This is a genomic window from Rhodopseudomonas boonkerdii (genome assembly GCF_021184025.1).
Classification (GTDB): Bacteria; Pseudomonadota; Alphaproteobacteria; order Rhizobiales; family Xanthobacteraceae; genus Tardiphaga; species Tardiphaga boonkerdii.
The window spans coordinates 705,079-717,830 of the sequence record NZ_CP036537.1 but is presented as its reverse complement, the minus strand read 5'-3'; the positions used below and the strand labels follow the sequence as shown (position 1 = coordinate 717,830).

The following is a 12,752-nucleotide window of genomic DNA, read 5'->3' as shown; positions in this document are numbered from 1 at the left end:
GCCGGCCCTTTTTGTTCTGCTACCTGACGCCCCCAGGGTTCCGCCAAAACCCTTTCATTTTGCGCCTTTTGCCCCCACATAGGCCCCATGACCTCATCCCCCGATTACAGTCTCCAGCCCGACACTCCGATGCGCGCGCCATCATCCATTCCGGTGGACGATGCGGTGCTGCCGTTCGACGTCGCGACGCTCGATCTGCGTGGGCGACTGACCCGGCTCGGACCTGCCCTTGATGAACTCCTGTCCAAGCACGATTATCCGACGCCAGTGGCAAAGCTGCTCGGCGAGGCCGTCGTGCTGACCACGTTGCTCGGCTCGGCGCTGAAATTCGACGGCCGCTTCATTTTGCAAACCCAGACCGACGGTCCGGTATCGCTGATGATCGTCGATTTTCGCGCACCGGACCGCATGCGCGCTTACGCGCGCTTCGATGTCGAGCGCCTGAAAGATGGATTGTCGTCCGCAGAACTGCTGGGTAAGGGGCATCTGGCGATGACCGTCGATCAAGGTCCCGACATGAGCCGTTACCAGGGCCTCGTCGCGCTCGATGGCGGGACGCTGGAAGACGCCGCACACGAATATTTCCTGCGCTCCGAACAGATTCCGACCAAGGTGCGCCTTGCCGTCGGCGAGGAGTGGCGCGGCGGCGATGGCGGCCCGACCCATGGCTGGCGCGGCGGCGGCATGCTGCTGCAATTCCTTCCCAAGGCATCCGATCGCGCTCAACGCGATCTCGATGCCGGCGATGTTCCGGATGGTGCCGAAATCCATGCGGTGCCCGAAGATGACGCGTGGGTCGAAGGCCAGTCGCTGATCTCCACTGTCGAGGATGTTGAGCTGATCGATCCCGATCTATCCGGCGAGCGGCTGTTGTTCCGCCTCTTTCACGAACGCGGCGTACGCGTCTTTGCGCCGACGCCGCTGCGCGCGCAGTGCTCGTGCTCGCGTGAAGCGGTGTCCGGCATGCTGAAGCGCTTCGATCAGAAGGACCGCGAGGACATGGTGGAGAACAACAAGGTCGTCGTGACCTGCGAGTTCTGTTCATCGGTCTATGAATTCACGCCGGCGGAAGCTGGCGTCGAATAGCTCCACCCGTCGTTCCGGAGCGCGCAGTACGCGCGAATCCGGAACCTCGATACGGCTTTGCAAGCGTCTGAGGCTCTCACATTCAGATTCCGGGTCCGCTCGCTTCGCGAGCGCCTCGGAATGACCGGGACCTAGTTCAGCACCCGCTTGCTTTCCGGCCCATCCAGCGAAAACAACGGCACGTCGATTTCAAACGGTTCGCCCTGATCGGTCACCATCTGATAGGTGCCTTCCATGAAGCCCGACGACGTCGGCAGCGGCACACCCGAGGTGTATTCGAACCGTTCGCCCGGCCCGAGCACCGGCTGCTCCCCGACCACCCCTTCACCACGCACTTCCTGCATGCGACCCGACGCGTCGGTAATGATCCAGCGCCGCGTCTTCAGCTGCACGGTTTCCTTGCCTGCATTGGTGATGACGATCGTATAGGACCAGAAGAACTGCTGCTTTTCGGCGGACGAACGATCCGGCATGAAATTCGGTTCGACGGTAACTTCGATATGACGGGTGACGGCGCGGTACATGGGGCATCATCGCTGCGTGAGGCTGGACCGGCAACATAACGAAAAACGACGAAGCGGCCAAATACCGATGCCACGCAAAATTGCCGTTCCCGTTTGACCACAATTGGTACCTATCGCCGTCCCGTCCGCGGCGGATCGCCTCACGAAATCGTCTCGCCATGAATTGACTTGCAGCCCCCCTGCGAAGCGGGTCTTTCTTCTCAATCGATCCATTTTATGCGGTGTTGAATGACCTCTGTTGCCGATCCGATCGCCGGACCTGCACATACCGATACGTCCACGGCATCGTCCCGCGTAGCTACTGCGGAGGCGCCGCCGATCGTGACAGCTGTGAACGAGCGCGAACTGCGTCTCGATCTGTTTCGCGGCCTCGCATTGTGGCTGATCTTCATCGATCACCTGCCGCAAAACCTGCTCACCTGGCTGACCATCCGCAATTACGGCTTCAGCGACGCCACCGAGATCTTCATTTTCATTTCCGGCTATACCGCTGCTTTCGTGTACGGCCGCACGATGCAGGAGCAGGGCACGGTGATCGCCAGCGCGCGCATCCTCAAGCGCGTCTGGCAAATCTATGTGGCGCACGTCTTCCTGTTCACGATCTTCCTTGCGGAAATCTCCTACGTTGCCACGCGCTTCCAGAATCCTCTCTACACGGAAGAAATGGGCATCCTCGACTTTCTCAAGGAACCCGATGTCACCATCGTCCAGGCGCTGCTGCTGCGTTTTCGCCCGGTCAATATGGATGTGCTGCCGCTCTATATCGTTCTGATGCTGTTCCTGCCGCTGATCCTGTGGCTGATGCGCCGACATGCCGATCTCACGCTTGGCCTGTCGGTACTGCTCTATGTGTTGACATGGGAATTCGACCTGCATCTCACTGCCTATCCGAACGGCGCATGGGCGTTCAATCCATTCGCGTGGCAGCTGCTGTTCGTGTTCGGGGCATGGTGCGCGCTGGGCGGCGCCGTCAGGATGACGCGTATCCTGAATTCACCCATTACACTCTGGACATGCGTCGCCTATCTATTGGGGGCGTTCTGGGTGACGCTGACCTGGCACATCCCGCAGATCCATCATCTGCTGCCCAAGCTGCTTGAACAGTGGATGTATCCGATCAACAAGCCGGATCTGGATGTGCTCCGTTTTGCCCACTTCCTGGCGCTGGCGGCACTCACCGTCCGATTCCTGCCGAAGGATTGGCCGGCCTTGAAGTCGATCTGGCTGCGACCGATGGTGCTTTGTGGCCAGCATTCGCTTGAGATTTTCTGCATAGGCGTGTTTCTGGCTTTTGCAGGTCAGTTTTTCCTGGGCGAGATCGCAGGCGGTGCAATCATGCACGGTCTGGTCAGCCTGGTCGGGATCGTCATCATGTCCGCCGCCGCCTGGGTGTTTTCATGGTACAAGCGCGTCACCGCGAAGGGCGGCACGCGCGCCAGGAAGCCATCCCGGGACGCGACCGATGCCGACCTCGCGGGAGGGGGAGCATGATGACCTTGCTGCACCGGGCGCCATGGCGACACACGCTGCTACTGGCCCTGCTCATGGCAGGTCCGGCGCAGGCCGAGCCGGCCAAGCAGGCCTGTGCTGTCCCTGCCTATCTTCTCACCAGCGAAAGCTCGCTGCCGAAAGTAAAGGCGGCCACAAAACCAGGCGGCAAACTCGACATTCTGGTGATTGGCAGCCGCTCTGCTGTCATCGGGCTGTCCGACCAGTCAGCGGCGTTTCCCAACCGGCTGCAAGCCTATCTCGCCGAAAAGCTTCCGGGCGTCACCGTCAATGTGAATCTGGAACTACAGGTGAAAAAAACCGCCGAAGAAATGGCCCCCGTCCTCGGAAAACTGGTGGAGGACAAGAAGCCGGATCTCGTCATCTGGCAGACCGGAACCGTCGATGCCATGCGCCAGGTGGATGGCGACGACTTCCGCAATGCATTGGAAGACGGCGTTAGTGTCATGCAAAAGGCCGGAACTGACGTCATTTTAATGAACCTGCAGTACAGTCCACGCACCGAGTCCATGATTTCGGGCTCGGCCTACCTAGATAATATGCGTGTGGTGGCTCAGCAGCACGACATTCCGCTGTTCGATCGTTTCGCCATCATGCGCCAGTGGAATGAGAATGGCGATTTCGACCTGTTCAACCCCGCACCTGGCATGGAGCTTGCGAAGCGGGTGCACGACTGTCTCGGCCGCGCGCTATCCGCTTTCGTGATCGAAACGGCGCATATCAAGACAGAGGATTTGAGGATTCAGCGTTAATGAGTTTCGAAGGTACCTTGTCCCGCCTTGTTGTCGTCGCAGCTCTTGCCGTCACGATTCCCGCATTTACTTCCATGGCGCATGCCGAAGGGTCTCAGGGCGCCGCGCAGGGGCAGACCGACGACTCGAGAAGCGTTGCCGGCAAGACAATCGACAAGGTGAAAGACGTCGCCAAGACCGCGACGGACATTCTCAGCCGCGTGCCATGCCGCCAGCCAAAAGGCGGGATGAAGGCACTTGGTGCACTGCCACACGTGGCCGGCAAGCTCGCGGCGCATCAGCCCGTCACCATCATCGCATTCGGCTCGTCCTCAACCCAGGGCTGGGGTTCGTCCGCACCGGAATTCACCTATCCCAATCGCCTTGCGGCGCAGCTGCACCGCGCCTATCCCGGCGCGAACATCACCGTGCTCAATCGCGGCGTCGGCGGCGAGGACGCACCGGAAATGATGAAGCGGCTGCAGACTCAGGTGATCGACGTGAAGCCAGATCTGGTGATCTGGCAGGTCGGCACCAATGCGGTGCTCCGCAATCTCGATCCAGCCGAGACCGGCAAGATGATCGAGGATGGCGTCGGCCGCATTCAGGCCGCGGGCTCCGACGTGGTGCTGATCGATCCGCAATATTCGCCGGCCACAACGTCCAAGCCGGAAGGCACCAGCAAGATGCTGTCGCTGATGCACAAGGTAGCCGAACTGCGCAAGGTCGGCATTTTCCCGCGCTTTGAAGTGATGAAGGAATGGCACGAAGGCCAGCGGATGGCCTTTGACTCCTTCGTCATCGCCGACGGCCTGCACATGAACGATTGGGGCTACGCCTGCTTCGCGCAATTGCTTGGCGACAACATCATCAAGTCGGTCGGCACCATCCAGATGGGCACCAACGAGCCGCCGCAGCAGCAGGCCCAACGGCCGCTGTAAAGGCAGAATTTATCAGCCACCATTGCGAGCCCTGACGAATTGGCAAAGCCAGTTCGTTTGGGCGCAGCCATCCAGTCTTTCTTCGATCACCTAAAAACCGGATTGCTTCGTCGCTTCGCTCCTCGCAATGACAGCGAGAATTACGCCTTCGCCAGCGCTGCGTCGAAATCCTCGATCAGATCGTCACGATGCTCGAGACCCGCCGAGAAACGGATGAAGCCTTCCGTGATCCCGAGCTCCAGCCGCGCCTCCAGCGGCAGGCGCTGATGCGTTGTGGTCGCCGGATGCGTCACGAGGCTCTTCGCATCGCCGAGATTGTTCGAGATGCGCGCAACCTTCAGCGCATTGAGCACGCGGAACGCAGCTTCCTTGCCACCTTTCACCTCGAAGCCGATCAACGTCGAGCCCGCGCGCATCTGCTTCTTGACGGTCGCCGCCTGCGGATGATCCTCGCGGCCCGGATAGATCAGCCGCGACACTTTCGGGTGTTGAGCCAGCACGTCGGCGATCGCCGCCGCGGTTTGCGTCTGCCGCTCGACGCGGATCCCCAGCGTCTCCAGTCCCTTCACCAGCGTCCACGCATTGAACGGCGAAATCGACGGGCCGGTCTGGCGCAGATAGTTGTGAATGTGTTCGTCGATGAAATCCTTCGACGACAGGATGATGCCGCCGAGGCAGCGCCCCTGCCCGTCGATATGCTTCGTCGCCGAATACACGACCACATCGGCACCGAGCGCAAGCGGGCTCTGCCAGATCGGCGTCGCGAACACGTTGTCCACGATCAGCCGTGCGCCGCCAGCATGGGCGATCTCGGCGATGGCGCCGATGTCGAGCACGTCCAGTGTCGGATTGGTCGGACTTTCCAGGAACAGCGACTTGGTGTTCGGCCTCATCGCCTTCTGCCACTGATCGAGATCGAGACCGTCGACGAGCGTAAATTCGATGCCGTAGCGCGGCAGCAGTTCCTCGATCACGTAGCGACACGATCCAAACAGCGCCTTCGCGGCGACCACATGGTCTCCCTGGCGCAGCGGCGCAAGGATGGCGGTGGTGACGGCAGCCATGCCGGTGGCCGTGGCGCGCGCAGCTTCCGCACCCTCGAGGTCGATCATGCGATTCTCGAACATCGCAGTGTTCGGATTCGAAAAGCGCGAATAGATAAAGCCGGGATCTTCGCCCTTGAACCGCGCCTCGCAGGCTTCGGCGGTCTCGTAGATGAAGCCCTGGGTCAGAAAGAGGGCTTCCGAGGTCTCGTTATACTGCGAGCGCAGGGCGCTGGAATGAACGAGGCGGGTTTCGGGGCGATAGGACTTCACGGACATAGGACCTCCAACGTGCCTTACCAGCGGTAGGCACAAAAAAACCGGCCTGGACGGGCGTCCACAAGCCGGGTTCACATGCTGGAAGGGCATGATCCGCGGCCTGTTTAGCGACTTATTTTACGTGGCTGCAAGCCGGCCGGCCCAAATCACCACGGGATAACGGTGTTCCTATTCCCGCTTGCCCTTTCCGTCAAGGCGCGCTTGAGATAGCCGGTAAAGTTGCGATTTTTCAGGGTATTGTCCCGGAAAGCCGACCGAAGGACCTGACTGTGCCGTTCACCCTCGCCCCCGATGCCGATGGAATCCTGCCCGACAGCATGATCGAGGCAATGGCTGAGGCCGGGCTGATCCTGCCCGAATACGACTTCGTCGAAAGCCAGATCCAGCCCGCCAGCCTCGATCTCCGCCTCGGCCCGATTGCCTATCGCGTCCGTGCCAGCTTCCTGCCGGGGCCGAAGGTCACGGTCGCCGAGCGTATCGACGAACTCAAGCTGCATGAGATCGATCTGTCCGAAGGCGCGGTGCTTGAGACAAATTGCGTCTACATCGTGCCGCTGCTGGAAAGCCTCGCGCTGCCGCCGCATATCTTCGCATCTGCCAATCCGAAGAGCTCCACCGGCCGGCTCGACGTCTTCACCCGCGTCATCGCCGATGGCACGCGCCGCTTCGATGTGATCGGCGCGGGCTATCACGGCCCGCTCTATGCCGAGATCAGCCCCAAGACCTTCCCGGTGCTGCTGCGCGAAGGTTCGCGATTGTCACAGGTGCGCTTCCGCGTCGGTGATGCCGTGCTCGACACCGAGGCGCTGGAAGACCTGCATGCACAGGAGCCTCTGGTTGATATCGACGATGCCGATCTGACCAACGGCCTCGCGGTCTCCGTCGATCTCTCCGGCGAGAATGCTTCCGGCTTCGTCGGGTATCGCGCCAAGCGACACACCGGTGTGGTCGATGTGGATCGCCGCGGCGGCTATGCGGTGGAGGATTTCTGGGAGCCGATCCATGCGCGCCCGGATCGCACGCTGATCCTCGATCCCGGCGAGTTCTACATTCTCGCCTCCAAGGAAGCCGTGCAGGTGCCGCCGGACTACGCGGCGGAGATGGTGCCGTTCGATCCGCTGGTCGGCGAATTTCGCGTGCATTACGCCGGCTTCTTCGATCCCGGCTTCGGCCATGACGGCGCCGGCGGCAAGGGATCGCGCGCGGTGCTCGAAGTGCGTTCGCGCGAAGTACCGTTCATTCTCGAGCACGGCCAGATCGTCGGCCGCCTCGTCTATGAGCGCATGCTGGATCGGCCGGACTCACTCTACGGCCAGCGCATCGGCTCGAATTATCAGGGCCAGAACCTGAAACTGTCGAAGCACTTCAAGGTCTGAACCGCCAATGAAAAAAGGCCCGCATGGAAGTGCGGGCCAGGTTTTCCGGAGTCCAAGTCGATCATCAGAAGTCGCGACGCCAGTCGTAACCGGCGTCGCTTATCGCAAGCTTACTGAACGAAACCGCCGCCCAGATTGCCGAGGTTGAAGCGGTAGTTCAGACCGGCCTTGATCGAATGCTGGTCGTTCTTGAAGCTGCCGAAGCCGCCCGGCGCGATGAAGTTGACGGTGCCGAAGTCGTAATACTGATATTCGATCTTGCCCGACCAGTTCTGAGTGAACAGGTATTCGAGACCGCCACCGACGGTGTAACCATCGCGACCACCGTCACCGCCGAAACCGTTCGAGAAGCGGGTGTCAGCCCAGGCGTAACCGCCCTTGGCGTACAGCAGGGTCGGGCCCCAGGCGTAGCCGAGGCGGCCGGTCACCGAACCGAGGCCACGATTGTCGATGTTGCTGTTGGTCGAAAGGAAGCTGTAGCTGGCTTCGAGACCAAGCACCCAATTCGGCGCGAACTGCAGGTCGTAACCGCCCTGGACACCGCCGAGGAACGTGCCGTCACGGCTGCCAGCGAGCACGTTGTCTTCGCCCGGGAAGCCACCGCCGATGTGACCACCGATGTAGAAACCGGTCCAGTTGTAGATCGGCGTAGCCGGAGCCTGATAGGCCGGAGCCTTGGTGTACGGACGAGCTGCCAGATCGGCGGCCGATGCCGGAGCAGCCAGCGCGACCATGGCAACGGCTGCGGTCGAAAGCAGATACTTCTTCATAGATATTCCTCTCAATCCCAAACTGGATTGAGCCGAACCTAGACGATTACGCGACGAATGCTGTCACAGCCGTGCAACAACGCCTCAAACGAGTGTGGCGAGTTTTTCTTTCGCGTCGCGCTTCTGACACATGCTCGCCTCATTCGGACGGCGTGCGACATCGATGTGTTAGGAAACGTGCATAACGCCGGGTAAATTTCAACCTGTGCAACACGAAGTCGCGATGTGCTACTGTATTGTAGCCGCAAAAACGATGCCCGCGAACGAGGATTCGAGGAAATGAACGAGGCGATGCCCTCCCCGACGGCAGCTGACGCATATGCGCCGCGCACCATCAAATTGAATGCGCATGACAATGTCGCGATCGTGGTAAATGATTTCGGACTTCCGGCTGGAACCCGGTTCCCTGATGGGATCACGCTGAGAAAATTTGTTCCACAAGGCCACAAGCTCGCACTCACCGAGATCGCGAAGGATCAACCGATCATCCGTTACGGAGAGATCATCGGTTACGCGATCGACACGATCGCCGCAGGCGACTGGGTCGAGGAAGCGCGCATCCATATGCCCGATGCGCCTGAACTCGATCGCCTCGATATCGCCACCGCAATTCCTGCCGCGCAGGAGCCGTTGACCGGCTACACGTTCGAAGGCTTCCGCAATCCCGACGGTTCTGTCGGCGTGAAGAACATTCTCGCCATCAGCACGTCCGTGCAATGTGTCGCCGGAACGCTCGAATTCGCGATCAAGAAGATCAAAGCCGAGCTGTTGCCGCGCTACTCAAATGTCGACGACGTCGTTGCTGTCACCCATGGCTATGGTTGCGGCGTCGCCATCAACGCGCCGGACGCCTATATCCCGATCCGCACGCTGCAGAACATCGCGCAGAATCCGAATTTCGGCGGCGAAGTGATGGTGGTCGGCCTCGGCTGCGAGAAACTCGCGCCGGAGCGACTGCTGCCGACCAATGATTCCGCCAACATGATGCGCCTGCAGGACGAAGGCAATCAGAGCTTTGGCGACATGGTGGACACCATCTACACCATGGCTGATGCGCGCCTGAAGGTGCTGAACAATCGCAAGCGCGAAACCGTGCCGGCATCAGAATTGGTGATCGGTCTGCAATGCGGCGGCAGCGACGCATTTTCCGGCGTCACGGCAAATCCCGCGCTCGGTTTCGCCAGCGATCTGTTGGTGCGGGCCGGCGCGACGGTGATGTTCTCCGAAGTCACCGAAGTGCGCGACGCCATCGAATTGCTGACACGCCGGGCTGTGAACGAGGATGTCGGTCGCGCGCTGGTGCGCGAGATGGACTGGTATGATTCATATCTGGCCCGCGGCGGCGCCGACCGCAGCGCCAATACGACCCCGGGCAATAAAAAAGGCGGCCTCGCAAACATCGTCGAGAAATCACTCGGCTCCATCGTGAAGTCCGGATCGTCGGCGATATCAGGCGTAATCGGGCCCGGCGAACGCGCGACCACGAAGGGTCTGCTATTTGCCGCAACACCTGCGAGCGATTTCATCTGCGGTACATTGCAACTCGCCGCAGGCATGCAGATGCAGATCTTCACCACCGGCCGCGGCACACCATACGGCCTCGCGCAGGCGCCGGTTATCAAGGTGTCCACGCGGACCGAACTCGCAAAGCGTTGGGCGGACCTGATCGACTTCGACGCCGGCCGCATCGCGTCAGGCGAAATGACCATCGAGGAAGCCGGCTGGGAGCTGTTCCAGCTGATCCTCGATGTGGCCAGCGGCCGCAAACAGGTGTGGGCGGATAAATGGGGGCTGCACAACGATCTGGTGCTGTTCAATCCTGCTCCGGTGACGTGAAGCACTGAGCCGCAGGTTGTATTAGGCTTAGCCGTAATCCGCCCTACGGCCGAGCAAGTCACAACGCCGCCGCCTTCGCGCCCGTCGGCGCGACGCGCCAGATTATATTGCCGACGTCATCCGCCACCAGCAGCGCACCCTTGCTGTCGAGCCGCACACCGACCGGCCGCCCCTGTGCTTCGCCCTTCTCGTTCAGGAAACCAGTCAATACATCCTGCGGCTTGCCCGATGGCTTGCCGTCGGTGAACGGCACGAAGATCACCTTATAGCCGCTCTGCGGCCTACGATTCCACGAACCGTGCTGACCGATGAAAGCACCGTTCTTCATGTTCTCCGGAAACAGTTCACTGGTGTTGAAAGCAAGGCCTAGCGAAGCCGTATGCGCGCCGAGCGCATAGTCCGGGACAATTGCCTTCGCGACGAGTTCCGGCTTCTGCGGTTGAACGCGGACGTCCACGTGCTGGCCGTAATAGCTGTAAGGCCAGCCGTAAAAGCCGCCATCCTTCACCGAGGTCATGTAATCCGGCACGAGATCGCTGCCGATCTCGTCACGTTCATTGACGACCACCCATAATGCGCCGCTCTGCGGATTCCACGCAGGGCCATTCGGATTGCGCAAGCCCGATGCGAACAGCCGCGACGTGCCGTTGACGCGATCGATCTCGAGGATCGCAGCGCGATCTTTTTCGATGTCCATGCCGTTCTCGCCGATATTGCTGTTCGATCCGACGGTCGCATAAAGCTTGCTGCCATCGGCGCTGGCGATGAGATCCTTGGTCCAGTGGTGATTAAGGCCCGCCGGCAGGTCCATAACCTTGGTCGCCGCTGCGGTGATCCGCGTGTCACCTTCGTTGTACGGGAAAACGACAATCCCATCGGCATTAGCGACATAAAAGCGATCGCCCACGAGCACCATACCGAAAGGCGAACTCAACCCTTCCAGGAACGGCGCCTTCATCTCTGCCACGCCGTCACCGTCAGCATCACGCAGCAACGTGATACGATTGGCCGAGGGCGCGCGTGCGCCGGCATAACCCATCACCTTGTTCATCACGAAGCCGCGAATACTGAAGCCGCTATCCGGCTTCGACGGCGCATTGCTCTCAGCCACCAGCACATCGCCATTCGGCAGCGTGTAAACCGTGCGCGGATGATCGAGGCCACTGGCGAAGGCGGTGACGACCATCCCCTCCGCCGCTTTTGGCTTGGCCCCGTCTTGCCAGCCCACTGCTTTGGAGACATTCACAGTCGGCAGGAATGTCTTGTTAGGTTCGACCAGTTTCGGCGCCGGTCCGAAGTCCTCGCCCGAAGCGATTGTCGATTTCTCATTACAGCTGGCGAGCGGCAGCGTCACGATGAGAAGGACGGCTGAGAGCGGGAATTTTTGGCGCATGGAATTTCCTTCGATGACGGAACTCAATGCGCGAGATGCAGAAGCGTTCGGTCTCTCTGCATGAAATTCATGTGATCCCTAAGCCATGCGCCGCTAAGGTGACGCCAACGATTAAAAAGGGGGAAGCGATGAACGACACGAACGACGAAGCCACATGGAAACGTTGGCGCGGCGTTGCCGACCTCTATCACGCAACTTTCACCGGCCTGATCCTCACAGCGGTGGCACGTCGCGGCACATCCGATGCTGCGGAATTCATGTTTCGCATCTTCCGCCGCCAGCAGCGGGAGCGCTTCATCGCTGGTTTGGACAAGCTGGGACTGTCGCATCTGCCACCCGCGGTCGCCGCCGCGCAGTATCACTATCTTTCCAACTGGATCGGCGGCGTCTCGGTCGAATACATGTATGAGAGCGACCGCAAGGCCTGGATTCGCTACCCGCCGCCGCGCTGGATCTGGCGCGGCACCGCCATCTGCGGGATTCCCGGCGAAGTCTCGCGCGCGATGCTGCGCGGCTGGCACGCCAACAATGGCGTCGCGCTCGGCAATCTCAAGCTCGGCTTCGTCTGCACCAAACAAAGTGTCGACGGACAGGACGGATTGGAGGGTTACTACTGCGAATACGACCGGGATCTCGACATCGATGAGCGCCTTGTCTTCGCCAGGCATCTGGAAGCGCCGCCCTTCGATCCGGCCAGGGCACCTGCACTGCCGATAGACAGCTGGCCGAGGCCACGTCTCGAAAAAGCTTATCGCAACTACGCCATGGAATATGTGCGCACCGCTGCGCCCGTTGCGGTGCAGTTGTTCGGCCCCGCCGACGCCGGCTATCTGTTGCGCCTCACCGGCAAGTTGATCGGCATGCAGTATTACGACGAAGTCGCGGCAAGCTTCGGCATGACGCGGGGGGATGCCACGACATTCGCGGACTTCTTCACCGCACTGCTTGCCGCTCAGGACGACGAGTTCACGGTCGAGAAATACGCTGGGACCGTCGTCATCCGGCAGACCACCTGGAAGCTCATGAGTGGTGTTGCCGATGCGCACTCCGCCTGCGCGGACATTCTGCTCGGCCTTGTTGAAGGCCTCGCCGCCGGCTGCGGGCGCAACATTCCCATCGCCATGACGGCAGAGCGAAACGGTGCGCCACCGTTCATCTGGACCATCGGCTGAGCATTCTCATACTGCAGTGCAATTCGAGCAGCGCCCATGCATCAGGCGCGTATGGCGCTGCCGTTGAACGATGCTAGGAAAGACGATGTCCG

The 12,752-nt window shown here is 60.7% G+C and carries 11 protein-coding genes and 1 riboswitch; of the genes, 7 read left to right on the top strand and 4 right to left on the bottom strand.

The annotated features are described in order from the left end of the window. Positions 1–87 precede the first annotated feature (87 nt). A complete protein-coding gene (locus E0H22_RS03330) occupies positions 88–1,086 on the top strand; it encodes an Hsp33 family molecular chaperone (RefSeq protein WP_233024327.1) in 999 nt (332 codons plus the stop codon). Positions 1,087–1,217: 131 nt separating this feature from the next. Here E0H22_RS03330 and apaG read toward each other — a convergent pair whose 3' ends face one another. Continuing rightward, positions 1,218–1,610, bottom strand: a complete 393-nt coding sequence (apaG, locus tag E0H22_RS03325) for a Co2+/Mg2+ efflux protein ApaG (RefSeq protein WP_233024326.1) — start codon at positions 1,608–1,610, stop codon at positions 1,218–1,220. Between the two features lie 228 nt (positions 1,611–1,838). On the opposite strand from apaG, the gene E0H22_RS03320 reads away from it, so the two are divergent. Genes E0H22_RS03320 through E0H22_RS03310 form a run of 3 tightly spaced genes read left to right on the top strand, consistent with a single transcriptional unit; the run spans position 1,839 to position 4,791 of the window. Further along, positions 1,839–3,101 carry an OpgC domain-containing protein gene (locus E0H22_RS03320; RefSeq protein ID WP_233024325.1) on the top strand — a complete coding sequence of 421 codons (1,263 nt, stop codon included), beginning with the start codon at positions 1,839–1,841 and terminating at the stop codon, positions 3,099–3,101. Next, positions 3,098–3,871: an SGNH/GDSL hydrolase family protein gene (locus E0H22_RS03315; RefSeq protein WP_430715208.1), complete on the top strand. Its 774-nt coding sequence runs from the start codon at positions 3,098–3,100 to the stop codon at positions 3,869–3,871. Before E0H22_RS03320 ends, E0H22_RS03315 begins: the two co-directional genes overlap by 4 nt. Beyond that, the gene (locus E0H22_RS03310) at positions 3,871–4,791 is read left to right on the top strand and encodes an SGNH/GDSL hydrolase family protein (RefSeq protein ID WP_233024324.1); all 921 of its coding nucleotides are present in this window, start codon (positions 3,871–3,873) and stop codon (positions 4,789–4,791) included. Before E0H22_RS03315 ends, E0H22_RS03310 begins: the two co-directional genes overlap by 1 nt. A gap of 140 nt (positions 4,792–4,931) precedes the next feature. On the opposite strand, the gene E0H22_RS03305 is transcribed toward E0H22_RS03310, so the two are convergent. Continuing rightward, on the bottom strand, positions 4,932–6,113 hold the full coding sequence (locus tag E0H22_RS03305) for an O-succinylhomoserine sulfhydrylase (protein ID WP_233024323.1): 1,182 nt from the start codon (positions 6,111–6,113) through the stop codon (positions 4,932–4,934). Positions 6,114–6,196: 83 nt separating this feature from the next. Continuing rightward, a riboswitch (SAM riboswitch) is annotated at positions 6,197–6,276 on the bottom strand. Positions 6,277–6,382: 106 nt separating this feature from the next. Here E0H22_RS03305 and E0H22_RS03300 point away from each other — a divergent pair. Further along, complete coding sequence (locus E0H22_RS03300; protein ID WP_233024322.1) at positions 6,383–7,489, top strand: 2'-deoxycytidine 5'-triphosphate deaminase; 1,107 nt, start codon at positions 6,383–6,385, stop codon at positions 7,487–7,489. Positions 7,490–7,599: 110 nt separating this feature from the next. Here the strand turns inward: E0H22_RS03300 and E0H22_RS03295 are convergent, their stop codons facing one another. Further along, positions 7,600–8,259, bottom strand: a complete 660-nt coding sequence (locus E0H22_RS03295; protein WP_233024321.1) for an outer membrane protein — start codon at positions 8,257–8,259, stop codon at positions 7,600–7,602. 279 nt (positions 8,260–8,538) lie between these two features. Here E0H22_RS03295 and garD point away from each other — a divergent pair, with 279 nt between their 5' ends. Further along, positions 8,539–10,095 (top strand): galactarate dehydratase, encoded by a 1,557-nt coding sequence (garD, locus tag E0H22_RS03290; protein ID WP_233024320.1) that lies wholly within the window; start codon positions 8,539–8,541, stop codon positions 10,093–10,095. Between the two features lie 58 nt (positions 10,096–10,153). On the opposite strand, the gene E0H22_RS03285 is transcribed toward garD, so the two are convergent. Further along, complete coding sequence (locus E0H22_RS03285; RefSeq protein ID WP_233024319.1) at positions 10,154–11,488, bottom strand: PQQ-dependent sugar dehydrogenase; 1,335 nt, start codon at positions 11,486–11,488, stop codon at positions 10,154–10,156. Positions 11,489–11,616: 128 nt separating this feature from the next. Here E0H22_RS03285 and E0H22_RS03280 point away from each other — a divergent pair, with 128 nt between their 5' ends. Beyond that, entirely contained in the window at positions 11,617–12,660 is a 1,044-nt protein-coding gene (locus tag E0H22_RS03280) for a hypothetical protein (RefSeq protein ID WP_233024318.1), read from the top strand. Positions 12,661–12,752 lie beyond the last annotated feature (92 nt).

Bases quoted from the DNA above. Each gene is read 5' to 3' on its own strand.
- E0H22_RS03330 (WP_233024327.1), top strand. From the start codon at position 88: ATGACCTCATCCCCCGATTACAGTCTCCAGCCCGACACTCCGATGCGC.
- apaG (WP_233024326.1), bottom strand. From the start codon at position 1,610: ATGTACCGCGCCGTCACCCGTCATATCGAAGTTACCGTCGAACCGAAT.
- E0H22_RS03320 (WP_233024325.1), top strand. From the start codon at position 1,839: ATGACCTCTGTTGCCGATCCGATCGCCGGACCTGCACATACCGATACG.
- E0H22_RS03315 (WP_430715208.1), top strand. From the start codon at position 3,098: ATGATGACCTTGCTGCACCGGGCGCCATGGCGACACACGCTGCTACTG.
- E0H22_RS03310 (WP_233024324.1), top strand. From the start codon at position 3,871: ATGAGTTTCGAAGGTACCTTGTCCCGCCTTGTTGTCGTCGCAGCTCTT.
- E0H22_RS03305 (WP_233024323.1), bottom strand. From the start codon at position 6,113: ATGTCCGTGAAGTCCTATCGCCCCGAAACCCGCCTCGTTCATTCCAGC.
- E0H22_RS03295 (WP_233024321.1), bottom strand. From the start codon at position 8,259: ATGAAGAAGTATCTGCTTTCGACCGCAGCCGTTGCCATGGTCGCGCTG.
- garD (WP_233024320.1), top strand. From the start codon at position 8,539: ATGAACGAGGCGATGCCCTCCCCGACGGCAGCTGACGCATATGCGCCG.
- E0H22_RS03285 (WP_233024319.1), bottom strand. From the start codon at position 11,488: ATGCGCCAAAAATTCCCGCTCTCAGCCGTCCTTCTCATCGTGACGCTG.
- E0H22_RS03280 (WP_233024318.1), top strand. From the start codon at position 11,617: ATGAACGACACGAACGACGAAGCCACATGGAAACGTTGGCGCGGCGTT.